The 24,549-nt window shown below is 71.0% G+C and carries 24 protein-coding genes; 12 read left to right on the top strand and 12 right to left on the bottom strand.

The genetic code is table 11. The features are described 5' to 3' along the window. Position 1 precedes the first annotated feature (1 nt). The 8 genes from NAG42_RS07045 (at position 2) to NAG42_RS07010 (ending at position 7,603) form a co-directional block, all read left to right on the top strand. Entirely contained in the window at positions 2-736 is a 735-nt protein-coding gene (locus NAG42_RS07045) for a (Fe-S)-binding protein (RefSeq protein WP_250028901.1), read from the top strand. Further along, on the top strand, positions 733-2,157 hold the full coding sequence (locus NAG42_RS07040; RefSeq protein WP_250028899.1) for a LutB/LldF family L-lactate oxidation iron-sulfur protein: 1,425 nt from the start codon (positions 733-735) through the stop codon (positions 2,155-2,157). The genes NAG42_RS07045 and NAG42_RS07040 overlap by 4 nt, the downstream gene beginning before the upstream one ends. Then, a complete protein-coding gene (locus NAG42_RS07035) occupies positions 2,154-2,750 on the top strand; it encodes a LutC/YkgG family protein (protein WP_250028897.1) in 597 nt (198 codons plus the stop codon). The genes NAG42_RS07040 and NAG42_RS07035 overlap by 4 nt, the downstream gene beginning before the upstream one ends. Continuing rightward, positions 2,747-4,162: an L-fucose/L-arabinose isomerase family protein gene (locus NAG42_RS07030; protein ID WP_250028896.1), complete on the top strand. Its 1,416-nt coding sequence runs from the start codon at positions 2,747-2,749 to the stop codon at positions 4,160-4,162. The genes NAG42_RS07035 and NAG42_RS07030 overlap by 4 nt, the downstream gene beginning before the upstream one ends. Positions 4,163-4,182: 20 nt before the next feature. Continuing rightward, positions 4,183-5,070 carry an NmrA family NAD(P)-binding protein gene (locus NAG42_RS07025; protein WP_250028895.1) on the top strand — a complete coding sequence of 296 codons (888 nt, stop codon included), beginning with the start codon at positions 4,183-4,185 and terminating at the stop codon, positions 5,068-5,070. Positions 5,071-5,168: 98 nt separating this feature from the next. Then, a complete protein-coding gene (gene rsgA, locus NAG42_RS07020) occupies positions 5,169-6,197 on the top strand; it encodes a ribosome small subunit-dependent GTPase A (protein ID WP_250028894.1) in 1,029 nt (342 codons plus the stop codon). A 44-nt stretch (positions 6,198-6,241) separates the two neighbouring features. After that, positions 6,242-7,033: an SAM-dependent methyltransferase gene (locus tag NAG42_RS07015; RefSeq protein WP_250028893.1), complete on the top strand. Its 792-nt coding sequence runs from the start codon at positions 6,242-6,244 to the stop codon at positions 7,031-7,033. Between the two features lie 9 nt (positions 7,034-7,042). Then, complete coding sequence (locus NAG42_RS07010; RefSeq protein ID WP_250028892.1) at positions 7,043-7,603, top strand: DUF1707 SHOCT-like domain-containing protein; 561 nt, start codon at positions 7,043-7,045, stop codon at positions 7,601-7,603. Here the strand turns inward: NAG42_RS07010 and NAG42_RS07005 are convergent. The 8 genes from NAG42_RS07005 to ahcY all read right to left on the bottom strand — a co-directional run bounded on the left by NAG42_RS07005 (position 7,600) and on the right by ahcY (position 16,369). Then, positions 7,600-8,280, bottom strand: a complete 681-nt coding sequence (locus NAG42_RS07005) for a LamG-like jellyroll fold domain-containing protein (RefSeq protein ID WP_250028891.1) — start codon at positions 8,278-8,280, stop codon at positions 7,600-7,602. The two genes, NAG42_RS07010 and NAG42_RS07005, sit on opposite strands and share 4 nt — an antisense overlap. Further along, the gene (locus NAG42_RS07000) at positions 8,280-9,395 is read right to left on the bottom strand and encodes a PQQ-binding-like beta-propeller repeat protein (protein WP_250028889.1); all 1,116 of its coding nucleotides are present in this window, start codon (positions 9,393-9,395) and stop codon (positions 8,280-8,282) included. Before NAG42_RS07000 ends, NAG42_RS07005 begins: the two co-directional genes overlap by 1 nt. A 37-nt stretch (positions 9,396-9,432) precedes the next feature. Further along, the gene (locus NAG42_RS06995; RefSeq protein ID WP_250028888.1) at positions 9,433-9,915 is read right to left on the bottom strand and encodes an NUDIX hydrolase; all 483 of its coding nucleotides are present in this window, start codon (positions 9,913-9,915) and stop codon (positions 9,433-9,435) included. A gap of 22 nt (positions 9,916-9,937) precedes the next feature. After that, positions 9,938-11,515 carry an ABC transporter permease gene (locus NAG42_RS06990; protein ID WP_250028886.1) on the bottom strand — a complete coding sequence of 526 codons (1,578 nt, stop codon included), beginning with the start codon at positions 11,513-11,515 and terminating at the stop codon, positions 9,938-9,940. Next, positions 11,512-12,402 (bottom strand): ABC transporter ATP-binding protein, encoded by an 891-nt coding sequence (locus NAG42_RS06985; RefSeq protein WP_250028885.1) that lies wholly within the window; start codon positions 12,400-12,402, stop codon positions 11,512-11,514. The genes NAG42_RS06990 and NAG42_RS06985 overlap by 4 nt, the downstream gene beginning before the upstream one ends. Further along, on the bottom strand, positions 12,399-13,004 hold the full coding sequence (locus NAG42_RS43975) for a TetR/AcrR family transcriptional regulator (protein ID WP_308201120.1): 606 nt from the start codon (positions 13,002-13,004) through the stop codon (positions 12,399-12,401). The genes NAG42_RS06985 and NAG42_RS43975 overlap by 4 nt, the downstream gene beginning before the upstream one ends. A gap of 181 nt (positions 13,005-13,185) precedes the next feature. Continuing rightward, a complete protein-coding gene (locus NAG42_RS06975; RefSeq protein WP_250028883.1) occupies positions 13,186-14,835 on the bottom strand; it encodes a Na+/H+ antiporter in 1,650 nt (549 codons plus the stop codon). A gap of 58 nt (positions 14,836-14,893) precedes the next feature. Next, positions 14,894-16,369 carry an adenosylhomocysteinase gene (gene ahcY / locus NAG42_RS06970; RefSeq protein WP_250028881.1) on the bottom strand — a complete coding sequence of 492 codons (1,476 nt, stop codon included), beginning with the start codon at positions 16,367-16,369 and terminating at the stop codon, positions 14,894-14,896. 172 nt (positions 16,370-16,541) lie between these two features. Between ahcY and NAG42_RS06965 the strand changes: the two genes are divergently transcribed. The 4 genes from NAG42_RS06965 (at position 16,542) to NAG42_RS06950 (ending at position 20,575) form a co-directional block, all read left to right on the top strand. Further along, a complete protein-coding gene (locus tag NAG42_RS06965; protein ID WP_250028879.1) occupies positions 16,542-17,618 on the top strand; it encodes a HAMP domain-containing protein in 1,077 nt (358 codons plus the stop codon). Positions 17,619-17,994: 376 nt separating this feature from the next. Beyond that, positions 17,995-19,059: a LacI family DNA-binding transcriptional regulator gene (locus NAG42_RS06960; RefSeq protein WP_250028877.1), complete on the top strand. Its 1,065-nt coding sequence runs from the start codon at positions 17,995-17,997 to the stop codon at positions 19,057-19,059. Between the two features lie 26 nt (positions 19,060-19,085). Beyond that, positions 19,086-19,415: a YciI family protein gene (locus tag NAG42_RS06955; protein ID WP_250028875.1), complete on the top strand. Its 330-nt coding sequence runs from the start codon at positions 19,086-19,088 to the stop codon at positions 19,413-19,415. Positions 19,416-19,417: 2 nt separating this feature from the next. Beyond that, positions 19,418-20,575 carry an RNA polymerase sigma factor gene (locus tag NAG42_RS06950; RefSeq protein ID WP_250028873.1) on the top strand — a complete coding sequence of 386 codons (1,158 nt, stop codon included), beginning with the start codon at positions 19,418-19,420 and terminating at the stop codon, positions 20,573-20,575. Here the strand turns inward: NAG42_RS06950 and NAG42_RS06945 are convergent. The 4 genes from NAG42_RS06945 to NAG42_RS06930 form a co-directional block, all read right to left on the bottom strand. Next, on the bottom strand, positions 20,572-20,724 hold the full coding sequence (locus NAG42_RS06945) for a hypothetical protein (protein WP_250028871.1): 153 nt from the start codon (positions 20,722-20,724) through the stop codon (positions 20,572-20,574). The two genes, NAG42_RS06950 and NAG42_RS06945, sit on opposite strands and share 4 nt — an antisense overlap. Positions 20,725-20,777: 53 nt before the next feature. Then, on the bottom strand, positions 20,778-21,998 hold the full coding sequence (locus tag NAG42_RS44820; protein ID WP_250028869.1) for an EAL and HDOD domain-containing protein: 1,221 nt from the start codon (positions 21,996-21,998) through the stop codon (positions 20,778-20,780). 7 nt (positions 21,999-22,005) lie between these two features. Continuing rightward, a complete protein-coding gene (locus NAG42_RS06935; protein WP_250028867.1) occupies positions 22,006-23,238 on the bottom strand; it encodes a CehA/McbA family metallohydrolase in 1,233 nt (410 codons plus the stop codon). 84 nt (positions 23,239-23,322) lie between these two features. Further along, the gene (locus NAG42_RS06930) at positions 23,323-24,534 is read right to left on the bottom strand and encodes a CehA/McbA family metallohydrolase (RefSeq protein ID WP_250028865.1); all 1,212 of its coding nucleotides are present in this window, start codon (positions 24,532-24,534) and stop codon (positions 23,323-23,325) included. Positions 24,535-24,549 lie beyond the last annotated feature (15 nt).

The following is a 24,549-nucleotide window of genomic DNA, read 5'->3' as shown; positions in this document are numbered from 1 at the left end:
GGTGCGAATCGCTCTGTTCGCCACCTGCCTGGCCGACACGATGTTTCCCGCGGCGGCCAAGGCGACCGTTCAGTTGCTCGAACGGCTCGGTCACGAGGTGGTCTTCCCCCTGGAGCAGACCTGCTGCGGCCAGATGCACGTCAACACGGGCTACCAAGACCAAGCCCTTCCCCTCGTACGGCGTTACGTGCGCACCTTCGAGGCCTGCGACGTGGTGGTGGCACCGTCGGGCAGCTGCGTCGGCTCGATCCGGCACCAGCACGCGATGGTCGCCCGGCAGGCCGGCGAGGTGGGTCTGGCGTCCCGGGCCGAGGCGGTCGCCGGGCGGACGTACGAGCTGTCCGAGCTGCTGGTCGACGTGCTCGAGGTGGAGGACGTCGGGGCCTACTATCCGCATCGCGTCACCTATCACCCGACCTGCCACTCGCTGCGGGTGCTGCGCGTCGGTGACAAGCCGTTGCGGTTGCTGCGGCAGGTACGCGGTCTCGACCTGGTCGAGCTGCCCGCCGCCGAGCAGTGCTGCGGTTTCGGTGGCACGTTCGCGGTGAAGAACGCCGACACCTCGACCGCGATGCTGGCCGACAAGATGCGGCACGTGCTCGACACCGGGGCCGACGTCTGCACGGCGGGCGACGCGTCCTGCCTGATGCACATCGGCGGTGGCCTGGCCCGGCTGCGCACCGGCGTGCGGACCGTGCACCTGGCCGAGATCCTCGCGTCGACGGAGGCGTCATGACTTTTCTGGGGATGCCCGCCCACGCCCCCCGCGGAGTGGGACATCTGCGCGGCGACGAGTCGTTCCCGGCGGCCGCCCGGACGGCCCTGGCCAACCCTCAGCTGCGGCGCAACCTGCAGCACGCCACGACCACGATCCGCGGCAAGTCGGGACGGGTGATCGCCGAGCTGCCCGACTGGGAGGAGCTCCGGTCGGCCGGGTCGGCGCTCAAGGCGTACACGATGGCGAATCTGCCCCGGCTGCTGGAGCAGCTGGAGGAGAAGGTCACGGCGGCCGGCGGGGTCGTGCACTGGGCGGCCGACGCCAACGAGGCCAACCGGATCGTCACCGACCTGATCAAGGAGACCGGCGAGCAGCGGGTCATCAAGATCAAGTCGATGGCGACCCAGGAGATCGCGCTCAACGAGGCGCTCGAGGCCGCCGGGATCACCCCGGTCGAGACCGACCTGGCCGAACTGATCGTGCAGCTCGGGCACGACAAGCCGTCGCACATCCTGGTGCCGGCCATCCATCGCAACCGCTCGGAGATCCGGGAGATCTTCCTGCGCGAGATGCCGGGGGTGGACCCCGCGCTGACCGACGACCCGCCCGAGCTGGCCGGGGCGGCCCGGCGCTATCTGCGCGAGACGTTCCTCAGCACCCGGGTCGCCGTCTCGGGCGCGAACTTCGGGATCGCCGACACCGGCACGCTCGCCGTGGTCGAGTCCGAGGGCAACGGCCGGATGTGCCTGACCCTGCCGGACACGCTGATCACAGTCATGGGCATCGAGAAGGTCGTGCCGTCGTGGCAGGATCTCGAGGTCTTCCTGCAGTTGCTGCCGCGCGCGTCGACCGGTGAGCGGATGAACCCGTACACGTCGATGTGGACCGGGGTGACGCCCGGCGACGGGCCGCAGAACTTCCACCTGGTGCTGCTCGACAACGGTCGCACCGCTGTGCTGGCCGACGAGGTGGGGCGTCAGGCGCTGCACTGCATCCGCTGCTCGGCCTGCCTCAACGTGTGCCCGGTCTACGAGCGGACGGGCGGGCACGCGTACGGGTCGGTCTATCCCGGCCCGATCGGGGCGATCCTGTCGCCGCAGCTCACCGGGATCGAGGACAACGCGTCGCTGCCCTACGCGTCGTCGCTCTGCGGGGCCTGCTTCGACGCCTGCCCGGTGAAGATCGACATCCCGTCGATCCTCGTGCACCTGCGCAACCAGGCGCCGCACCCGCGCACCGAGAAGGCGGCCATGGCCGCGGCGGCGTACACGATGGACCGGCCCAAGCTGTACGAGCGTGCGCAACGCGCGGCCAAGCTGTCCAAGCTGCTCGGCAAGCGGGGTCGTGGTCTGCCGCCGCCGCTGAACGGGTGGGCCGCCAGTCGCGACCTGCCCGCGCCGCCGCCGGAGTCGTTCCGGGATTGGTGGCGAGGCCGATGAGCAGCAAGGAACTGATCCTGGGCCGGATCCGGCAGGCGCTGGGCTCCTCGACCGCTTCTCCCGGCGTTCCGCGCGACTACCGGCGTGGCGCCGCACCCGTTGATCTCGATCTGCTGGTTGAGCGGCTTGCCGACTACAAAGCCGTCGTCCACCGCGTGCCGGACGTCCCGGACACGATCCGCACGATCATCGGCGCCGGCCGGCTGGTCGTCCCGCCGGGCCTGCCCGCCGACTGGCTCCCGCCCGAGGTGCCGGTGACTCGCGATGATCAGCTGTCCGCGGCCGAGATCTCCGCCGCCGACGGCGTGGTCACGGCGGCCGCGGTGGCCGTGGTCGAGACCGGCACGATCGTGCTCGACGCGTCGCCCGACCAGGGCCGACGCATCCTCTCGCTCCTGCCCGACCTGCACATCTGCGTGCTGCGCCCGGAGCAGGTGGTGGCCTCGGTGCCCGAGGCCGTCGCCCGTCTCACCCCCGGCCGCCCACTGACCTGGATCAGTGGCCCGTCGGCGACCAGCGACATCGAGCTCAACCGGGTCGAGGGAGTGCACGGCCCCCGCAACCTCCACATCGTTCTCTGGGAGTCCGCATGATCCTCACCCCCAAGCCGCGCCGGAAGATCCGCATCGGGCTCGTAGCCGGTGGCCTCGGCACCTACTGGCCGCAGTTCCCGCACCTGCTGCCGCAGTTGGAGGAGTCCGCCCGCTACGTCTCGGAGCGCTTCCAGGAGATGGACGCCGAGGTCACCGACGTCGGCTTCATATCCGACGCGCAGGAAGGCACGGCCGCCGCCGAGAAGCTCCGCCAGGCCGACTGCGACCTGATCGTGCTGTTTTTGACGACCTATCTCACCTCGTCGATGGTGCTGCCGATCGCCCAGCGGGCCGGCAGCCCGGTGCTGGTCATCGACCTGCAGCCGACCGAGAAGATGGATCACGCCTCGTTCGACACCGGGGCCTGGCTGGCCTACTGCGGGCAGTGCCCGGTACCCGAGGTCGGCAACCTGTTCCGCCGGGCCGGCATCCCGTTCCGCTCGGTCACCGGCTGGCTGCGACAGGAGTCGGCCTGGGCCCGCATCTCGCAGTGGATCACCGCCGCCCGCGTCCGGGCCGCGTTGCGCGAGGCCCGGCACGGCCTGATGGGCCACCTCTACCCGGGCATGCTCGACGTCTCGACCGACCTCACGCTGCTGCCTACCACGTTCGGCTCGCACGTCGAGGTGCTCGAGTTCGACGACCTGCGGGAGCGCACGCTGGCCGTCACCGACGACGAGGTCGCCGAGCGGATGGAGCTGGCCCGCAAGATCTTCGTGCTCGACGACTCGGTGCGGGACGAGGACTTCGCCTGGGGTGCGCGGGTCTCGGTCGGCCTCGATCGCCTCGCCGACGACTTCGACCTCGACAGCCTCGCCTATTACCACCGCGGGCTGGCCGGGGAGCTGCACGAGCGGCTGGGCGCCGGCATGATCCTGGGCGCGTCGCTGCTGACCGCCCGCGGCATCCCGGCCACCGGCGAATACGAGCTGCGGACCACGGTCGCCCAGCTGGCCACGCAGGTCGCCGGCGCGGGCGGGTCGTTCTGCGAGATCCAGGCGCTGAACTTCGAGGACAACGTGGTCGAGATGGGCCACGACGGGCCGGCCCACCTCGCGGTCAGCGCGCGGCAGCCGCTGCTGCGCGGCCTCGGCGTCTATCACGGCAAGCGCGGCTGGGGTGTGAGCGTCGAGTTCGACGTACGCCCGGGTCCGGTGACCCTGCTCGGGCTGGGTCAGGACCGCGACGGCTCGCTGTCGTTCATCGCCGGCGAGGGCACCGTGGTCGACGGGCCGCTGCTGGCGATCGGCAACACCACGAGCCGGGTCGACTTCGGCCGTGACCCCGGCGAGTGGGTCGACGACTGGAGCGCCTCCGGGGTCGGCCATCACTGGTCGCTGTCGCTCGGGCATCGCGCGGCCGACTACAAAGCGGCGGCAAGCCTGCTGGGTATCGAGTTCCGGCAGGTCTGAACCGGGTACTGACCGGTGGCATGACGATTGTCGTGACCGCCCCGACCGGAAATGCCGGCTCCCGCGTCGTCCAGCTGCTCGTGCAGGCGGGCGCCCGGCCCCGGGTGCTCGTGCGCGACCCGGACAGGCTGCCGCCCGACCTGCTGCCGCTGGTCGAGGTGGCTCAGGGCGACCTGCGCGACCCGGGTTTCGTGGCCGGCGCGTTCCAGGACGCCGAGTCGGTCTTCTGGGCCACGCCCGAGGCGTTCGACGTGCCGGACCCGCTGGACGACATGGTGGCGATGGGCGAGAACGCCGCGGCCGCCGTCCGCGCGTCCGGCGTCGCCCGGGTGCTGCAGATCAGCAGCGTCGGCGCCGAGCTGCGGCAGGGCGCCGGCCTGATCGACGGGCTCGCCCGCAACGAGGAGCAGCTGGCCGCGACCGGGACCGACCTGCTCACGCTGCGTTGCGGCTACTACTTCACCAACCTGCTGGGCATGCTCGACAGCCTGCGCGAGGGCGTGCTGACCACCACCGTGGCGCCGTCGCGGCGCATGCCGTGGGTGGATCCACGCGATGTCGGCGACATCGCCGCGGCCCGGTTGCTCGCCGGCTGGACCGGTTCGTCGGTCGCGGCGGTGCACGGGCCGGTCGACCTGAGCTGGGACGAGGCCGCGGAAATCCTGGCGGCCACGCTGGGGCGAGAGGTCTCAGCCGTACGGATCACCAGCGAGCAGCTGCAGGCCGCCCTCACCGGAGCCGGGCTGAGCGAGGTGGCCGCGGCCGGGATCGCCGCCATGAGCACCGGCATCCCCGACGATTTCGAGCCCGAGCAGCCACGGGACTTCCGAAGCACGACGCCGACCACGCTGGCCGCGTGGGCCTGCGAAACCTTGCGCGGGGCCGCGGTGAGCTCCACAAAAGACTAAAATCGCGCCGTCATCGCCTTCGCGGTGACCAGAGGCGCTCGCGGTTCGACGCGACAGAAACCGCCCCCGCGGCGGCCGGAAGATCGGTGGAGTGACCGATGAACCAACTTGTCGACTCGCTGACCACGCTCGGCTGGGCTGCCGGTGCGCCCCTGTTCGTCTCCGGGGACGAACGGCCGGGCCGGGTCTCGGTGGTCCACGGCCCGAGCATCGAAGTGATCTGGTTCCCGTCCGACGCCGCGGCGGAGACCACGTTGTTCGAGTTGCGCCGCGATCTGAATCTCCGGCCGGTGGCCGGTGACTGGATCGTGATCGACGGCGGGGAGCCGGTCCGGGTGGTGCCGCGGCGGACGTCGCTGTCGCGTCCGGATCCGAACGAGAGGGACATCCAGGTCCTCGCGGCCAACATCGACACGGTGATGATCGTGCTGCCGATCGACCGGGGCCTGAATCTCAAGAACCTCGAACGGCTCTCGGTGATGGTGTGGGACAGCGGCGCCGATCCGCTGGTCGTGCTCACGAAGGCGGACGCCACCGATGACCCGGAACCGGTCGTCGAGGAGGCTCAGGCGGCCGCCCCCGGGGTGCCGGTGGTCCTGACCAGCGCCGTCGACGGGCGAGGGCTGGACGAGCTCCGGTCGCGGATGGCTGCGGGGACGACCACGACCATGCTCGGTGCGTCCGGGGTGGGCAAGACGTCACTGCTCAACGCGCTGGAAGGACACGCCGAGGCGGTTCGGGAGGTCCGGCGCGACGGTCAGGGCCGGCACACGACGACGACCCGGAAGCTGTACCGGCTGGGGAGCGGCGGGGTACTGCTCGATCTGCCGGGGATCCGGTCGCTCGACCTCTACGCGAGCGACGCCGCTGTTGAGGAGACCTTCGCCGACGTCGCCGCCCTGGCCGAGTACTGCCAGTTCCGGGACTGCGCTCATGACGGCGACAAGGGCTGCGCGGTCGAGGCCGCGGTGGCCGCCGGTGAGTTGCCCGAGCGGCGATTGCAGAGCTGGCATGCGATCCGGCGCGAGATGGCTTACCAGTCGCGGCGCAGTGACCCGGCGGCGATGGCTGCCCAGCGCCAGGAGTGGAAACGTGTCACGAAGGCCAGCAAGAAAGACAGCCGATGACCAGCGGGACGATGCGCTTCTCCACAAAGGATTAAGCTGCGTCGATGGTCGACGAGTCTCGGGTGCATTCGGCGCGGCGCTACAACTACTGGCTGGGCGGCAAGGACAACTACGCCGTCGATCGGGAGTCGGGCGACCAGATAGCGGCCGTCTTCCCGACGATCCGGACGACCGTTGTGGAAAACCGCGGCTTCCTGCGTCGTGCCGTCACCCATCTCGCCACCGAGGCCGGCATCCGCCAGTTCCTCGACATCGGCACCGGCCTGCCGACGGCGGACAACACCCACGAGGTCGCGCAGCGCATCGCCCCCGACTCGCGGGTGGTCTACGTCGACAACGATCCGATGGTGCTGGTGCACGCCCGGGCGCTGCTCACCAGCACGCCCGAGGGCCGCACGGCCTATCTCGAGGCCGACCTGCGCGATCCTCAGAAGATCCTGGCCGACCCCGCATTGCGTGAGGTGCTCGACCTTGGCCAGCCGGTCGCGCTCATGCTCATCGCCGTGCTGCACTTCATCGAGAGCACCGAGGAGGCGAAACGCATCGTCGGTGTCCTGCTCGACGCGCTGCCCTCCGGCAGTTACCTGGTGCTCAGTAATGGCACCAGCGATTTCGCCGACGACGAGACGCGGGCCCGCTTTGCGGGCCTGGCCTCCCGCGGCCGGCTGGACGCCTACCCGCGTACGGCCGCGGAGGTCAGCTCGTTTGCCGAGGGCCTCGAGGCGCTCGAGCCCGGTCTCGTGGTGGTCAGCGACTGGCGGGCCGGCGACGAGCCGGAGCCGCGGCCGGCCCCGGCCGAGGTCGCGGTCTACGGCATCGTCGCGCGCAAGCCCTAGGATCGCCCCGTGACCACACCGATGCGGGTGCCGCCGTCCGAGGCCGAGCGGGAGACCGCGGCCGAGTTGCTGCAGCGGGCGTGCGGCGACGGCCGCCTGACGCTCGAGCAGTTCAGTGTGCGGGTCGGTGCGGTCTGGGCCGCCGAGACCGCCGACGAGCTGGCGCTGGCCACCGCCGGCCTGAGCCAGACGCCGATCGTGGGTTCGGCCCGGACGGTCGACCGGGTCGTCACCCTGTTCAGCGAGAACAAGCGCCGCGGTCGCTGGCGGCTGCGCGAGGGGCGGCTCAAGCTGTTCACGATGTTCGGCTCGACCGAGCTCGACCTGCGCGAGGTGCTGACCGACCAGGATGTCATCGAGGTCGCCGGTAGCTGCACGTTCGGCGAGCTGAAGATCATCGTGCCCGAGGGCGTCGAGGTCGACGTGACCGGCACGGTGGCCTTCTCGTCGCGCAACCTGCACCTGGCCGCGGTGCCCCGCTTGCCCGGCACCCCCGAGATCCGGGTCCACATCACCACCTGGTTCAGCAATGTCGAGGTGGTCTCCCGCCCGTACGCGTTGCCCCGTTAGCTGATCTGCACCCACACGTCGTCGAGGATTCCCTGGAACTGGTCGTTGTCGGTGTAGGAGCCCTTGCCGCCGATGCTGAACGGCAGACGGTTGCTCACCGACAGGTCGGCCGGCACGGTGGCCCGGCCCCGGGCGACGCCGTCGACCAGGATGGTCAGGCGCACGCCGGAGCGGCGGCACTCCAACGCGTGCCAGCGGTCGTCGGCTACCCCGACGTTGCTGATCGCGGCGTGGATCTCCGGCCGCCGGTCGTCGACCAGGACACAGCTGGGCCGGCCGGCCAGCCCGTCGATCTGCAGTTTGTACTGGCTGCCCCGCTTGGAGTAGCCCTTCTGCAGCACGTTCTCACCCTTGGTCGTCTGATCGGCGGCCAGCCTGATCGAAGCGCCGTAGCGCAGCGGCCGCCGGCCCGGGTTGAGCTCCGTCGTGGTGACCGCCCGGAGAGCGATCCTCGGGCAGGGCTCCTTGTGGCAGGGCGGCGGGAAGGCCAGTGCCTTGCCCCCGCCGCGTTTGACCGTCCGGAAGGCACCGCCGTTGCGGCTCACCGGGCTCAGCGTGTGACCGTGCCCCGAGGCGTCGGCCAGCGTCGCCGCTCCGTCGAAGGTGTAGCGGACCGTCTCGGGCTGCGGGGCGCCCGCCGCCAGCACCACCAGCATCGTTGCGACAAGTGCGCGCATCATTCGAACGAGGCGAAGCGACGCTGGGCCCGGCCCCCGATCGTGGTGAAGTCGCCGCCGGCCGCCACCGAGCCTCGGTTCACCGCGAGCGTGCGGACGCCGACCACGCCGTTGGCCTGCGGCGCCCAGCCGGTGAGCGCGCCGGACCGGTCGACCGCGGCCAGCTTCACCCGGGACACCGACCCCGCGTCGCACTCGCCGTTCTCCGCGTCGTCGCCGTTCGCGCAGGCCCGGTCGAAGTGACCCCCGACGTACGCGACGCTGTCGAGCACCGCGATCGCCTGCACGTCCCCGTCGAAGATCCGCGTCCAGCGCTGCTGCCCACTCGTCGAGAACGCCGCCGCCCGGCCGCCCGCGCCACCCATCGCCGCGTAGACGCCGGAACCGTCGACGGCGACCGCGTGCACCAGGGCCGGCGCCGACGGGCGGAACCCGCCGTCCACGCGGCCGGTGGTGGCGTGCACCGCGGAGAGCCGGCCCGGGAAGCCGCCACCCAGATAGACCCGGGACCCGCGTACGGCCAGCGCGTTCACCACACCGCCGGGGCGCGGGACCCAGTCCTCGTCGAGCTCACCGTCGTCCAGCGAGAACGCGGCGACGTTGCCGCGGCGTTCGCCGTCGACCCGGCTGATCGTGCCGGCCGCGTAGAGGCGGTCGTGGCCGACCGCGAGCGCGTGCACGCTGCCCGCCACGCTGTGGTCGAAGGAGCCGACCTCGGCGTCGCTCGCGTCGATGCGGGCCAGCGAGCTGCGCTCCTCGCCGTTGATCTCGTCGAAGTCGCCGCCCGCGTAGACCCAGCCCGGCGTGACGGCCAGGGCCCGCACCGTGTCGTCGGCCGACGGCGCCCAGTCGAGCAGTTCGCCGGTGCGCCCCGAGAAGGCGGCGAGGCGGTTCCGGCTCACCGTGCGGCCGTCGATCGTCATCCGGGTGAAGGACCCGCCGACATAGACCGTGTCACCGCGGTACGCGATCGCGTGGACCGAGCCGTTGAACGACGGCCCCGGACGACCGGCGGTCTGGCCGACGACCGCCAGGGCGGGCGACGCGGCGGCACCGACCGCGAGGGCTGCGACGCCGGTGACAGCTACCCGGCGGATCTGCTGAAGGATTCGCACGCCGTGTCAACGCGCCACGCACAAGAAGGATGCGTCGCTACCGCCACGGTCCGGCGGCGAAATAGGCTCGCTCGTCCTGGCCGAGCGCGAGTGCCACGGACCGCGCCTGATGAGCCGGAAGCGGCGGCAGATCGGCCGCCTCGAACCAGCTCACCTCGACCGACTCGTCGTCGTTGACCCGGGCGTCGCCGCTCGCGTAGCGGCACAGCAACCCGATGCAGAGCCAGTGGATCTGGTCGCCGTTCGGGGCGACGGCCAGATCCAGGGCCTCGACGGCGAGCACCCGCTCCACGGTGACGTCGACGCCGGTCTCCTCCCGCACCTCCCGGATCGCGCCGGTGGCCGGCTGTTCCCCGGGCTCCAGGCAGCCGGTGGTCAGCGCCCACTCGGCGGTGTCGGAGCGGCGCACCATCAGCACCCGCCCGCGGTCGTCGAGCACGACCGCCACCACCCCGGGGAGCGGAAGCGGATCGTGCCCGATCTTGGATCGCAGCGCGACGACGAACTCGGGAATCGGCATGCCGCCACCGTAGACAACCGGATCAGTCGGGAAGGTTGCGCCGGCGTAGGCCGGCGATGCCCGCCGCGGTCAGCAGGGCCGCGATCAGCGTCAGGGTCACCAAAGGAGTGACCGAGGCGTCGCCGCCGGGGAGGTGGGGGACGTGGGTGAAGGGGGAGAGGTCGAGGAACCACTGGTCGAGCTGGAGTGTCTGGCCGACCAGCAGGATCAGCAGGCACAGGGCCGGCCCGGCCCAGGCCACCGCGGACAGGCGGGGGATCAGCCCGAAGGCCAGCACGGCCAGCGCCGCCAGCACCCAGACCGCGGGAAGCTGGACGAGCGTGCCGGCCAGGATGGCGCCCAGATCGCCCTGGGGGTAGGCGAGGCCGGTGGCCAGGCCCTCGGCGGCGAGCACCACGACCGGGCCGAGCAGTGAGAAGAGCAGGTGGGTGCCGGCCCAGGTGTAGCGCGACACCGCCGTGGTCAGGACCGCCTCGGCGTGGCCGCTCTGCTCCTCGTCGCGCAGGCGCAGCGTGGCCTGGACGGCGTAGCAGGCCGCGATCAGGCCGACGATCCCCGCCGTACCGGCGAAGTAGCTGTCGACCAGCGCGCTCGAACCGCCGAGCCGGGCGAAGATGTCACCGAGGTCCGGGTTGTCCGCGGCGATGTCGAGGACACTGCCGCCGACCCCGCCGAAGATCAGGCCGAGCAGCGCGAACCCGATGGTCCAGCCGAGCAGCAGACCGCGGTGCAGTCGCCAGGCCAGGGCGAACGGCGAGCGCAGACCGGCCGCGGCGGAGGACGGACCCAGCCGGGCGGGCAGCAGGCCGGCGCCGAAATCGCGGCGCGTCAGCAGCACGGCGGCCAGGCCGGCCGTCCCGATCGTGAACAGGACGGCGAGCACGGCCGGCCACCAGTCGTTCTCCCCGTACGGGAAGAGGTGCTGGACCCACCCGAGCGGTGACAGCCAGCTCAGCCAGGAGAGCGAGCCGTCGCCCAGAGCCGACACGTCGCCGCCGACCCGCAACACGAACGCCACCCCCAGGACGACCAGAGCGATCGACCGGGCACTGCGGGCGCTGCTGGTGAGCTGGGCGGTGATCGCGCCGACACCCGCGAAGGAGCAGCCGGTCAGGGCCATCTCGGCGCCGAACGCCACCGATCCCGCACCCGGCATCCCCTGCCCGAGCATCGCGGCCGTCAGCACCGCGCCCAGCAGCAGGCTCGCGGCGCAGGTGGTGATCAGCGCGGCCGCCAGGGGAGCGGGCCGGCCGATCGCGGCGGCGCCGATCAACTCGGTGCGCCCCGCCTCCTCGTCGGCGCGCGTGTGCCGGATGACTGTGAGCAGCGCGCACAGCGCGACGAGCACCGGCAGGAAGCCGGCCCGCCAGGCCACCAGCTCGCCCAGCGACGACCCGTGCAGCGGGCCGTACAGCGTCACGAACCCGGCGTTGGACGCGCTGACCTGCGCATAGGCGACCCGCTCGGCCGCGGTCGGGAACAGCCCCTCGAACGACGCCACATAACCGGCCGGGACGAGCCCGAGCAGCACCACCCACAGGGGAAGGACGACGCGGTCGCGGCGCAGGATGAGCCGGACGAGTTTGCCGGTGCCGGTCATCGGTCGGCCTGATACTGCCGCAGGAACAGCTCCTCGAGCGACGGTGGCTGGCTGACCAGGCTGCGCACGCCGACCTGGACCAGCTTCTGCAGGGCGGGCTCGAGGGCCTCGGTGTCGACGTCGAAACGTACGCGATCGTGGTCGAGCTGGAAGGCGTGCACCCCGGTCAGCGTGGCCAGCCCGTCGGGTGGCCCGGCCAGCTCGGCCTGGATCGTCGTCCGGGTCAGGTGGCGCATGTCGCTGAGCGTGCCGGTCTCGACCGTGCGGCCGTCGCGGATGATCGTCAGCCGGTCGCAGAGCGCCTCCACCTCGGCCAGGATGTGGCTGGACAGCAGCACCGTCCGGTCGCCACGGCGTTTCTCCTCGAGGACGACCTCGCGGAAGACCTCTTCCATGAGCGGGTCGAGGCCGGAGGTCGGCTCGTCGAGGATCAGCAGCTCCACATCGGACGACAGTGCGGCGATCAGCGCGACCTTCTGCCGGTTGCCCTTCGAATAGGTGCGGCCCTTCTTACGCGGGTCGAGCTGGAACCGCTCCAGCAGGTCGGCCTTGCGCCGGAGGTCGAGCCCGCCGCGCAGCCGCCCGAGCAGGTCGATCACCTCGCCGCCGGTGAGGGTGGGCCAGAGCGTGACGTCACCGGGCACATAGGCCAGCCGCCGGTGCAACGCGGTGGCCTCGGTCCACGGGTTGCCGCCGAGCAGGCTGACGCTCCCGCCGTTGTGCCGCATCAGGCCGAGCAGGATGCGGATGGTCGTGGTCTTGCCGGCCCCGTTGGGACCGAGGAACCCGTGCACCTCCCCGGTCGCGACGTGCAGCTCGAGCCCGTCGAGGGCGGCGACCGGGCCGAACCGTTTGACGAGCCCCGTGGCGTCGATGGCCTCGGTCATGATGCTTCCTCTCCGGCAGTCAGCCGGTCGAGAGCGGCCCGCGCCTGCAGGGCCTGCTCCGGGGTGATGAGGGGTTGGGAGAACAGGTCGAGCGTCGCCTGGAGCATCCGCGCCCAGGTGACCGGCTCGGTCACGTCGCTGCCCAGCGCGCGCGACAACAGGTCACGCATGGTGAAGAGCGACATCTTCATGACGGCGACCACGGCCACGAACGCCTCCGGGTCGGCGACCTTGAGCTCGGTGGTGCCCAGCCACTGGTGCCCGAACTCCAGCATGCGGTCGAACATGGCGGCGCCGGTCGGCGAGCCGTCCATGGTGGAGCGGATCAGGTAGCGCTGGAGCTGCTGAACGCGCGGGGTGAGCCCGTCGAGCGTGTTGAACTCGGTGAACTGGCCACTGATCTTGGTCAGCTCGCTCAACGCCCACTCGTCACAGGCGTCGCGCAGTCCCTCTTTGGAGCCGAAGTGGTGACGCAACAGCCCGGAAGAGACGTCGGCCTGCTGCGCGATGTCACGGACCGTGGCCCCGTCAATGCCACGCTCGGCAAACAGCTCAATCGCAGCATCACGAATACGTGCACGTGCCGTCAGATCACTACTCACGTGTGTAGGTTACTGCACAAGCGTGTAGTCGGAAGTGCCAAGTTCTGATCAAGATCGATGTCGTAGCTCGGTGGGTGGTGCGGATCGCTGCTCACGCCGAGGGCCGCGGCGAGGTGAGCTGGGCGCCGGCGCGCCCAGAACGCTCACCCCACCACGGCGACGTGCGTGAGTGGTTGCGGTCTCAAGACCGGTCGGGAAGCAGCCGTTCTTCGTGGTCGAGTTCGCGCTCGAGGATGCGCAGCCCTTCGTCGTTCAGGTTGCCTGCGTCGCGCCAGCGGAGGAGTTCTTCGCGCTGGGCTTCGATGGTCATGCGGCGGACCATGAGCGCGGCCTCGTATTGGGGGGAGAGCGGCACCTGGTCGGAGTCGGCCTTGTCGAGCAGGTCGAGACGGCGGCGGTAGCGCTCGAGCCGGACCTCCAGCTGCCGCCGCATGTGGTCGATGGCCACGTCCTCGACGTGGTCGTGCTTCTCGGCCTTGATGTCGTCGAGCCGGTCGATCGCCGCCTCCACCGCGGCCGCCCGGGCCTCGTTGCGCTCCCGGGCCTCGTCGGTCTTGTTGGCCCGCAGGCCCAGCCAGCGCACCAAAGGCGCGAAGGTCAGACCCTGGCCCAGCAACGTCACCAGCACGACCACGAAGGCACAGAAGTGCAGCAACCCTCGGTTGGGCACCGAATCGGGCAGCGTGAAGATCGCCGCCAGGCTGATCACACCGCGGGTGCCGGCCCAGCTGAGCGCCGTGACCTCTCGGCCGTTGAGAGCCTTCTCCAGGTCGCGGTTGCGTTCCGCCGCCTCGGGGGAGTCGGCTTCGACCAACGTCTCACCGCCCAGGCGCAGGTGCAGCGACCTCGGCAGCAGCTGGGTGAGGATCAGCCAGAGCGGCCGCAGGAGCAGCGTCACCCCGACGGTCACCCCCACCGCCGTGGCGATCGTCGTGGTCGAGTAGTTGCTCAGCTCGTCGACGACGGCTGGCAGCTGCTGGCCGATCAGCAGGAAGACCAGGCCTTCGAGCAGGAAGTCGACCAGCCGCCAGACCGCGGTGGTCTGCAGCCGGCTGGCCGCGATGCTGTGCCGCGACGAGTCGTGACCGATGATCAGGCCGGCGATCACCACCGCGAGCACCCCGGAGACGTGCACCGACTCGGCCAGCACGTAGGCCGCGAGCGGGGTGGCCAGCGAGATCGCGTTCGAGCTGAGCGGGTCCTTGCGCACCGGGCGCAGGGCGCGGACCGCGTACGCCACCACGATGCCGGCGATCACGCCGCCGACCGCCATGATGAAGAACTTGGCGGTCGCGGACGGGAACGAGAAGCCGTCGCCGTCGGCGGCCGCGATGGCCACGGTCAGGATGGTGAGCGCGGTGGCGTCGTTGAGCAGGCCCTCGCCCTGGATCAGGGTGATCAGTTTGCCGGGCAGCCCGGCGCGGCGGCCGACGGCGAGCGCGGCGACCGGGTCGGGCGGGGCCACGGCGGCGCCGAGCGCGATGCCGGCCGCGAGCGTGGCACCGCCCACCCACCAGCTGATGCCGAAGCCGATGAGCAGTGCCGTGGCCAGCACCAGCAGCACCGAGAGGCTGATCACGGTGCGCAGGTGGCGGCGGATGTCGAGCAACGACGAGTCCAGCGCCGCGCTGTAGAGCAGTGGCGGGATCACGTACGTCATGATCAGCTCGGGTTCGAGCTCGACGTTCGGACCGGGCAGCACCGCGTACGTGATGCCCGCGATGGTCAGCAGGGCGGCGGCCGGCAGCCCGGTCCTCTCCGCGATCCACCGCATCGCGATGATCACCGCGACGGCGGCCAGAATGAAGAGCAGGGTTTCCTCGACGTGCACAGAACCATCTTTCCCCGCCCGGTCCCGCCGATGCGGCCGGGCGGGGAAAGAGCGGCTGTCAGTAGCGGTAGTGCTCGGGCTTGTACGGGCCCTCGATGTCGACGCCGAGGTACTCCGCCTGCTTCTTGGTGAGAGTGGTCAGGCGAACGCCCAGAGCGTCGAGGTGCAGCCGGGCAACCTTCTCATCCAAGTGTTTCGGAAGAACGAACACCTGCTTCTCGTACTCACCGGGCTTGGTCCACAGCTCGATCTGCGCCATCACCTGGTTGGTGAAGGAGTTCGACATCACGAAGCTGGGGTGGCCGGTGGCGTTGCCCAGGTTCATCAGGCGTCCCTCGGAGAGCACGATCACCGAGTGACCGTCGGGGAAGCGCCACTCGTGCACCTGCGGCTTGATCTCGACCTTCTCGATGCCCGGCACCTTGCCCAGACCGGCCATGTCGATCTCGTCGTCGAAGTGACCGACGTTGCCGACGATCGCGTTGTGCTTCATCGCCGACAGGTGCTCGACGGTGATGATGTCGGTGCCACCGGTGGTGGTGATGAAGATGTCCGCCTCGCCGACGACGTCCTCGATCGTGGCGACCTGCATGCCGTCCATCGCGGCCTGCAGCGCACAGATCGGGTCGACCTCGGTGACCACGACACGGGCGCCCTGGCCCCGCAGCGTCTCGGCCGCGCCCTTGCCGACGTCGCCGTAACCGCAGACCAGCGCCAGCTTGCCGCCCAGCATCACGTCGGTGGCCCGGTTGAGACCGTCGACCAGCGAGTGCCGGATGCCGTACTTGTTGTCGAACTTGCTCTTGGTGACCGCGTCGTTGACGTTGATCGCCGGGAAGAGCAGAGCGTCTTCCTTGGCCAGCTTGTAGAGCCGGGCCACACCGGTGGTCGTCTCCTCGGTGACACCGCGGATGTCGGCTGCGATGCGGGTGAACCGCTGCGGGTCCTCCGCGAGGCTGGCCCGCAGGGTCTCGAGGATGATCCGGTACTCATGGTTGTCGTCCTCGGTGGCCTGCGGCACGGCGCCGGCCGCCTCGAACTCGACACCCTTGTGCACGAGCAGGGTGGCGTCACCACCGTCGTCGAGGATCATGTTGGGACCCTGGCCGTCGCCGAAGTCGAAGAGCCGCATGGTGGCCCACCAGTACTCCTCGAGCGACTCGCCCTTCCAGGCGAAGACCGGGACGCCGGCGGGCGCGTCGACGGTGCCCGTGGGGCCGACGACGGTCGCGGCGGCTGCCTCGTCCTGGGTCGAGAAGATGTTGCACGACACCCAGCGCACGTCGGCGCCGAGCGCGATGAGCGTCTCGATCAGCACGGCGGTCTGCACGGTCATGTGCAGCGAGCCGGCGATGCGCGCGCCGCGCAGCGGCTTCGACTCACCGAACTCCTTGCGCAGCGACATCAGACCGGGCATCTCGTGCTCGGCCAGACGCAGCTGGTGCCGGCCCGCCTCGGCCAGCGAAAGGTCGGCGATCGCGAACTCGACCCCGTTGACGGTGGTCAGACGACTTTTGGCAAGATCTGTGCTCACGCGAGGGCTCCTCCCTCATCAGGAGGCGCCCTTGAGGTCAACAACCCGGGCCGAGCGTGGCGGAGACCGGCACGGCCGGCTCCGTCGCAGCGCCTCTCGACGCGGGCAAGTAATAGTTTAACCGAGTGCCAGACTTCTTTCCCGCCATCGTCGTGAGGATCATGTCCCGGCCATGAGGCTCCGCACTCAACTCACCCTCGCCGTCACGGTGCTCGTGGCCCTCGTGGTCGCGCTCGCCGGGCTGGTCATCGTCGTCCGCATCGACCACCGGGACCGCGACGACCTGGACCGTGTCCTGGCCGCCCGCGCCGAGCAGGTACGGGCGGCGGCGGTGAAGAACGGTTCCCTGCCCACCGACGGGACGTTCGCGATCCGGCTGATCGCCGACGGCGAGATGCTCAAGCAGGTCGGCTCGTCGGCCGGCTTCCCGCTGCCGGTCGACGACGGCTACTCGACGGTCAGCTCGGGCGACGACGAGTGGCGCTCGCTGGCCGAGACGCTGGTCTCCGGCGCTCAGCTGCAGATTCTGGTGAGCCTGGACGCCCTGGAGGAGCAGCACGACGATAACGTGCTGGTCGTGGATCTGCTGGTGCTGCTGGCGGCCGTGCTGAGCGCGGCCGGGGTCTGGTTCGCCACCGGCCTCGTGCTGCGGCCGTTCCAGCGGCTGCTGAGCGCCGCGCGCGACCTCGGCCCGGATGAACGCCTGCCTGAGGTGACGAGTCCGCGCGAGGTGGCGGAGCTGACGACGGCCCTCAACGACCTGCTGGCCCGGACCCGATCGGCGGCACCCCCGTCGGCCTCCCCGGCCCAGCACCCGCCCACTCCGGACGGGCTGTCCCCGGCGGAGGCTTCCGCGGCCGAACCGGCTGCGGCCGACGTACCTTTCGGGCCGCAGGCAGCCGTCGCGGGCCCGACGGTCGAGATGCGGACTTTCGAATCGCTCTCGTTCGCGCCCCCGCCCCCCGCGACGCCTGAGCCCACCTCGGGGCCCGCCCCGGTTGCCCAGCCCGCGGCGATTGAAGAGGCCGCCGCGGTCGAAGAGTTCGCCCCGGTTGCCGAGTCCGCCCCGGTTGCCGAGCCCGCTCGCGACCAGGCTGCGGAGTTGCGTCCTAGCCTCGCCGACCTGGGCGTCCAGCTCGATCAGCTGATGGACAATCCCGACATGCCGGCCACTCAGCGTCACCTGCTGCTGGCTCAGATGGCCGACGAGCACCGCCACATGGTCGCCGTTCTCAACGGTGACGCGTGACCAGTCGCGCAATGGGCTGACCACACATCAAAGCTCTTCCATAACACCTCAGAAACCCCTCATCCTGAACGCGCGGCCGAGGCATCTGAACGACGGCCGGCTGTGGCGACCCGAGCGCGGGCGGCTGCGGCGACCCGAGCGCGGGCGGCTGCGGCGACCCGAGCGCGGGCGGCTGCGGCGACCCGAGCGCGGGCGGCTGCGGCGACCCGAGCGCGGGCGGCAGCGAGAGGTCCCGCTGTGGATAAACAGCCGTGCGTTGCTGTGGACAACTCCAGCCCGGTCGGCCCGGTGGGGCGTAGTTTCTCCCCTGCCCTTGGGAGGGCGGGGGAGGCGGTGGCACCAGGGAGGCGATCTTGGCTGGGCGGATGGAGGCGGCGTGAAGCACCCGCATCGGATCCGGGAGATCGCCGCCCAGGCGGGCCTCAGCCTGGCCACTGTTGATCGGGTGTTGCATCAGCGCGGCGGTGTCCGCCAGAGCACCGTGCAAGACGTTCACCAGGCCATCGCGGCGCTCGACCGGCAGCACGACGAGCCGCCGTTGCCGGCTCGGACGTTCACGATCGACCTGATCGTCGGTGATCGCGCTCGGGTCGGGGCCGCCCTGCGGGCCGAACTTCCTGGCCTGCGGCCCGCCGTGATCCGCCCTCGCCTCCGATCGGCCGTCGACCCCTTGGCCGAGCTGACCAAGGTAGCCCGGGCCGGTTCCCACGGCCTGATCCTCGAGGCCGCCGAGTCACCCGGGCTGCTCGACGCGATCGGGCATCTGGAGATCCCGGTCGTCACTTTCGGGACCGACCTGCCGGCCGCCAAACGGGTCGCTCACGTGGGCCTCGACGAGACTGAGGCCGGCGCCACCGCTGCCTATCTGGTCGACCAGTGGCTGGCCGACCGGGCCGGCGACGTGCTGGTGGTGAACGCCGCCGCCGCCCAGGGCCGGCTCCAGGGTTTCCGGAGCGAGTTGCACTCGCGCTCGCCGAACCGCCGGCTGCTGATCACCGAGCCCATCGAGCGGCGACCCGAATCGACCGAGCAGCCGGCCGATCCAGTCCGGCTGCGAGGCGTGCTGGCCGCCAACCCGGCGATCCGGGCCGTCTACACCTCCGCGACCGGCCACACCGCCGCCGTCCTGGCCGCCTTCGCCGCCGAGCGCCGCAACTACGACGTCTTCGTGGCGCACGACCTCGACGAGGAGAACGCGGGCCTCTTACGCGCCGGTCGCCTCTCCGCCGTGCTGCACCACGACCTGCGCGCCGACCTGCGCTCGGCCTGCCGGGCCATCCTTCAGGCGCGTGGCGCACTGTCCGGTTCGGTGCGTCCGGCCGGGTCCGCCGTCCAGATCCTGACCTCGCTCAATCTGCCCCGGATCTGGCGGAGAGAAGGATCTGAAAAGATTCTCGGCGGCCTGTCCGGATCGGGCTCGAGCCGTTCGTCATCCCGATGAACGCACGACGATCGAGGGAGACAGCGATGAAGTACATGATGTTCGTCTGCACCGACACCGAGCCCGAGACCGACGAGTCGCGGGTGCCCGACATCAACGTCTGGGTGGCCGAGAACGACGCCGCCGGGCGCCGGGTCGAGGGCAGCGTGCTCGCCCCGCCGAGCGCGGCCACCACGGTGCGGGTCCGCGGCGGCGAGGTGCTGCTGACCGACGGCCCGTTCACCGAGACCAAGGAGGTGATCGTGGGCTTCGACATTCTGGAGTGTGCCGACCTCGACGAGGCCATCGCGGTCGCGGCCGCCCACCCGATGGCCCACGGCGGCCGGGTCGAGCTGCGCCCCTACGCCGACCTGTAGAGATGGACGCCGTCGCCGTCGCCCACCGGGAGAACTACGGGCGCATCGTCGCCACCCTGATCCGGCTGACCGGCGACTGGACGCTGTCCGAGGACTGCGCGCAGGACGCCCTGGCCACGGCGCTGGAACGGTGGCCGCGCGACGGTGTGCCCGGCAATCCGGGCGGCTGGCTGATGACAGTCGCCCGGAACCGGGCCCTCGACGTGCTGCGCCGGGCCGCCGTCGAGGATCGCAAGCTGCGGGAGGTGGCGATGACCGGGCCGGCCCACGAGGACGAGGACGATCGGCTCCAGCTGATCTTCACCTGCTGTCATCCGGCGCTCGCCCTGGAGGCGCGGGTCGCGCTCACCCTGCGTACGGTGGCCGGCCTTTCCACCGCTGACATCGCCCGCGCCTTCCTGGTCAGCGAGGCGACGATGACCCGTCGGCTGACTCGGGCCAAGTCCAAGATCGCCGCGGCCCGGATCCCGTACCGGGTGCCCGAGGGGGATGCGCTCGGTGAGCGGTTGTCGGGTGTGCTCGCGGTGCTCTATCTGTTGTTCAACCGGGGGTACGACGGTGAGCCGTTCCTCGCCGAGGAGGCGATCCGGCTGGCCCGGGTGCTGGCGACGCTGATGCCGGCCGAGTCCGAGGGGTCGTCGCTGCTGGCGTTGTTCCTGCTCCAGCACTCGCGGCGGCACGCCCGGCGCGACGCCGCGGGCGACCTGGTACCGCTGGATCGCCAGGACCGGGAGACCTGGGATCGCGCGTCGATCGCCGAGGCCCTGCAGATCCTGCTCCGCACGCCGGTCGAGGGCCCGTACGCGTTGCAGGCCCGCATTGCTGCCTGTCACGCCACGGCCGTCACTCCGGGTGACACCGACTGGCGGTCGATCGCGCTCTGGTATGACGAGCTGGCTCGCGTGCAGCCGACCCCGGTGGTCAACCTCAACCGGGCGGTGGCCCACGGGTACGCCTTCGGCCCGTCCGCCGGCCTGGCGCTCCTGGACGACGTGCGCGAGATCCGTGACGACTACCCCATGGTCATCGCCGTCGAGGCCGACCTGACCGCCCGCAGCGGTGACAAGCAGCGGGCGGCCACCCTCTTCCGCGAGGCCGCCGCGGCGAGTCCGGACGGGCCGGAACGCCGTGCCCTGCTGGCCCGGGCGGCCGAGCTTTAAATCTCCACGACCGTGCCGCCCGCGCCCGACCGCAGCAACTCCAGCGCGGCCTTGACGACCTGCTCGGGCGGGATCAGCGGCACCCGGTCGGCCGGCGCCAGGCGAGCCCGCTCGGCGTGCGCCCGGTCGAGCCCGATCCAGTTCGGCACCAGGCAGGTCTCCCGGTGACCACAGCGACATTCATGGATCCGAAACTACCGGTTCAGGCCGCCGCCAGCCGGTTGGAGGCGTCGAGGGCCCGGGTCGACCAGCGCACCGCGTCCATGTATTGCGGGGCCAGGTCGAACGCGCCCAGCTCACCTCGCTCGTACGCGTCGACCGCGAGCAGCACCTGCCCGAGCCGCCCGCTGCCCAGGGTGAGCGCGGCCGACACGGCCGGCGCGAGCGGGAACTGCTCGGCCATCTCGGCCGCCGGGATGCCCAGGACCTTGGCCACGCCGCTGATCACACCGCTCATGAACGCCGCGTCGGGCGCGGCGCCGAACCACTGGGCCACGTTCTCGCAGAGCCGGGCCCGGGTCAGCACGCCGAGCATGTGCTCCTCGGCCGGGCCGCCGACCTCGTCCAGCACCATCAGCATCGCCCACTGGCGGATGTGCTTGAGCCCGACCATCACCACGGCCTGCCGCACCGACGAGACGCGGTTGGCGTGACCGGCGGCGACCGAGTTGCTGGCCCGCAGCACGCGCAGCGAGAGAGCCGGGTCGCTGGCGATGATCGCCACGATGCGGGGCATGTCGGAGTCGGGGGCGCTCAGCGCGGCGACCAGCTCGAGCCGGCGCAGGCGGGAGGGGGAGAGGCTGTTCACGGTCAGCACTTGCGGGCGGCTCAGCACGTACCCCTGGCGCAGCTCCATGCCGTAGTGCTCGGCGATCGCGACCTGCTCCTCGGTCTCGAGCCGCTCGGCGACGAGCTGGATGCCGGGGTACTGCCGGACCGCCGCCACGACCTTCTCGAGGACACTCAGGTCGCCGTCGAGAAGGTCGAGTTTCACGTACGAGGCCAGGGCGAAGAGCTGCTCGTGCCCGGAGCCCCAGACGAAGTCGTCCAGGGCGATGCGATAGCCGGCCTCGGCGAGCCGGGTGATCCCGGCGACCACCTCGTCGTCCATCTCGACGGTCTCCAGCACCTCCAGCACCACCTGGGCCGGGCCGAAGGGCAGGGGCAGCTCGCCGGCCAGGAACTCGCGGGTCAGGTTGATGAAGCAGAGGCGGTCACCGGCGACCTCACGGATGCCGAACTCGGTGAACGCGTTGATCATCACCGTGCTCGTGGCGTACGTGTCCTGCCGGCCGGCCGCCACGGCGTCCATGCTGCCGCGGAAGAGAAGCTCGTAGGCGACCACGTCGCCGTGCACGTCGAAGATCGGCTGGCGACCCACGTGCACGAGCTTGGTGCCGTCGACCGGCTCCGATGATGTCACGCGCTGCCTATCGGCCGGACCGGTGCGAACTTGATGACTTGGCCGGAGATGATCCGCCCGTCAGCCACCAAGGGCTCGAATAGGCCAGGCCGAAATCGTTGCCGGGGTGCCCCTCGGGGCCGGGGGCCGGGTTGTCCAGGGTCGGGTCGGAGACGCGCAGCACGACCCAGTCACCGTCCGAGATGTCGAGCGGCACGGTCACCTTCACGACCTGCCTCGTGTCCGGGCCGGCCTCCAGGTGCAGCAGCTCGACCACCTCGGGGACGTCCCGGCCCGGCCGCAGCACCTGCAGGCAGAGCGGCCGGCCGGCCCACTGCGGGCCGGGGTCGAGGTCGACCCGGAAGGTCACGTCCCCCTGGGCGATCGGCAGGCGGCCACCCATCCGTACGCCGTCGGCCGTCGCGTCCAGCCGCAACCGGTCCACCCGGCTGGCGAAGAAACGCCGCGCCCGCATGGCCGCCAGCACCCCGTCCCGGGTGTTCTCGGTGATCCAGAGACCCGTACGGCCCTTGTCGTCGTCGTGTCCCCAATCCCCGCCGTGCTCGTCCGAGACCCCGGTCAGCCCGGTCCGCCAGCCCGCGTTGAGGCAGGCCACCAGCGGTGAGGCATGCGTCGGCCAGCCGCCGAAGAGGTAGTCGTCGCCGTTGTTGAACATCTCGAGCGCGACCATGTGGCCGGCGATCCGGGCGTCGTAGGCGAAGTCGCCGAACTGCTCGCGCTGCCGCCCCGGATGGTTGAAGCTGCCGATCCCCGAGGTGCCGGCCAGCCATTTGTAGAGCTCGGCGGTGTCGCCCGCGCGGTTCAGGTCGGCGAATTCGTCGGTGAACCAGATGTTGATGTGGCCGAGGTGCGAGTGCGACCACTCGAACCCGCGCAGCGTCGTGTACTCACCGGGCCGGTAGGCGCCGTCGGCCAGCTTGCCCAGCTTGTGCCACTTGTGACTGGTGAGCCCGGTCAGCGCATCGTCGGTGGCGTGGTCGGTCAGCGCGGCGACGTCGATCCCGGCCGTCCGCATCGACGCGAAGGCCAGCTCGGGCTCACCCATGCCGTCCGACAGCAGCGTGTGGTTGTGCAGGTCGGCGTACGCCAGGGTGGTGCCGTGGCTGACCCTGGACGCACGCCGGGACCCGGCCGCCGCGGCCCGGCCCCGGGTGGGGTCGGCGCTCAGCATGAGCAGGCCGCCGGCCCCGGCCAGCAGGGATCGACGTCGGACACGGTGGTGGCGTTGCGGCGCGGTCACCCGAGGAGCATGTCAAGACCCCGGGCGATGGTCAGGTGAATCGCGCAAGGGCTCGTCCGGATTGGCCCGTACGTGGTCGGCCGATCAGGCGGAGAGCCACCACGGGCTCGAATAGGCCACACCCCAGTCGTTGCACGGGTGCCCGGCCGGACCGGGGGAGGCGTTGGCCTGAGCCGGGTCGGACACCCGGATGACCACCCAGGCGCCGGCGGCCAGGTCGAGCGGCACGGTGAACTCGGTGGTCGAGCCGGCCGTCGCGTCGATCACCTCGACCACCTGCGGCGCCCGCGTCCCCGGCCGCAGCACCTGCAGCTTGAGCGGCTTGCCGGCCCACTCCGGGCCGCGGTCCAGATCGACCGCGAACCGCACGTCACCCTTGGCGATCGGCAGGCTGCTTCCCATCCGTACGCCGTCGGCCGTGGCGTCGAGCCGGAGTCCACTGACCCGGGTGGCGAAGAAACGCCGGGCCCGCATGGCCTCGAGCACCCCGTTGCGGGTGTTCTCGGCGACCCACAGACCGGTCCGGCCCTTGCCCTCGGGATGACCCCAGTCGGTGCCGTGCTCGTCGGTCACGCCGGTCAGCCCGGTGCGCCAGCCGGCGTTGAGGCATGCGTTGAGTGGCGAGCTCTGCCCGCTCGACCAGCCGTCGAACAGGTAGTCGTCGCCCCGGTTGAACATCTCGAGGCCGACCATCTGGTCGCGCAGACCGGCGTCGTACGAGAAATCGTTGAACCGCAGCAGCTCGCGCCCGGGGTGATTGAAGCCGCTGATGCCACCGGCCCCCTCGATCCAGTCGTAGAGCTTGCCCATGCTCGACGAGCCGCCCAGGTCGGTGAAGCCGCCGGTGTACCAGACGTTGACGTGCCCGAGCAGCGGATGCGACCACTCGAAGCCCCGCAGCGCCGTGTAGGTGCCCGGCACGTTGGCCGCGTCAGCCAGCTGACCGGCCCGGCGCCATTCCGAGGACGAGAGACCCTCGACCGCGAAGAGTGTGGTGTGGTCGGTCAGCGCGGCCACGTCCAGCCCGGCCGAGCGCATCGAGGCGAAGGCGTTGGCCGGGTCGCCGTCGCCGTCCGACATCAGGGTGTGGTTGTGCAGGTCGGCGTGTACCAGCGCGGTGCCCTGGGTGAGTCGTGAGCTCCGGGAGGCGCCGGTGGACCGCTGCGGCGAGTTGTCGACGGCGACCCCGGTGGTGGCGGCTTGCGCGGTGCCGGGCGTGGCGGCCAGCACCAGCAGCCCTCCGGAGGCGGCGAGAAGTGAGCGGCGGCTGACGTGGTCGTGCTCGTGGGCGGTCATCGGCCGAGCATCCCA

The sequence above is a fragment of the Paractinoplanes maris genome (genome assembly GCF_023544465.1).
Classification (GTDB): Bacteria; Actinomycetota; Actinomycetes; order Mycobacteriales; family Micromonosporaceae; genus Actinoplanes; species Actinoplanes maris.
This window is presented reverse-complemented; position numbering and strand designations above follow the sequence as displayed.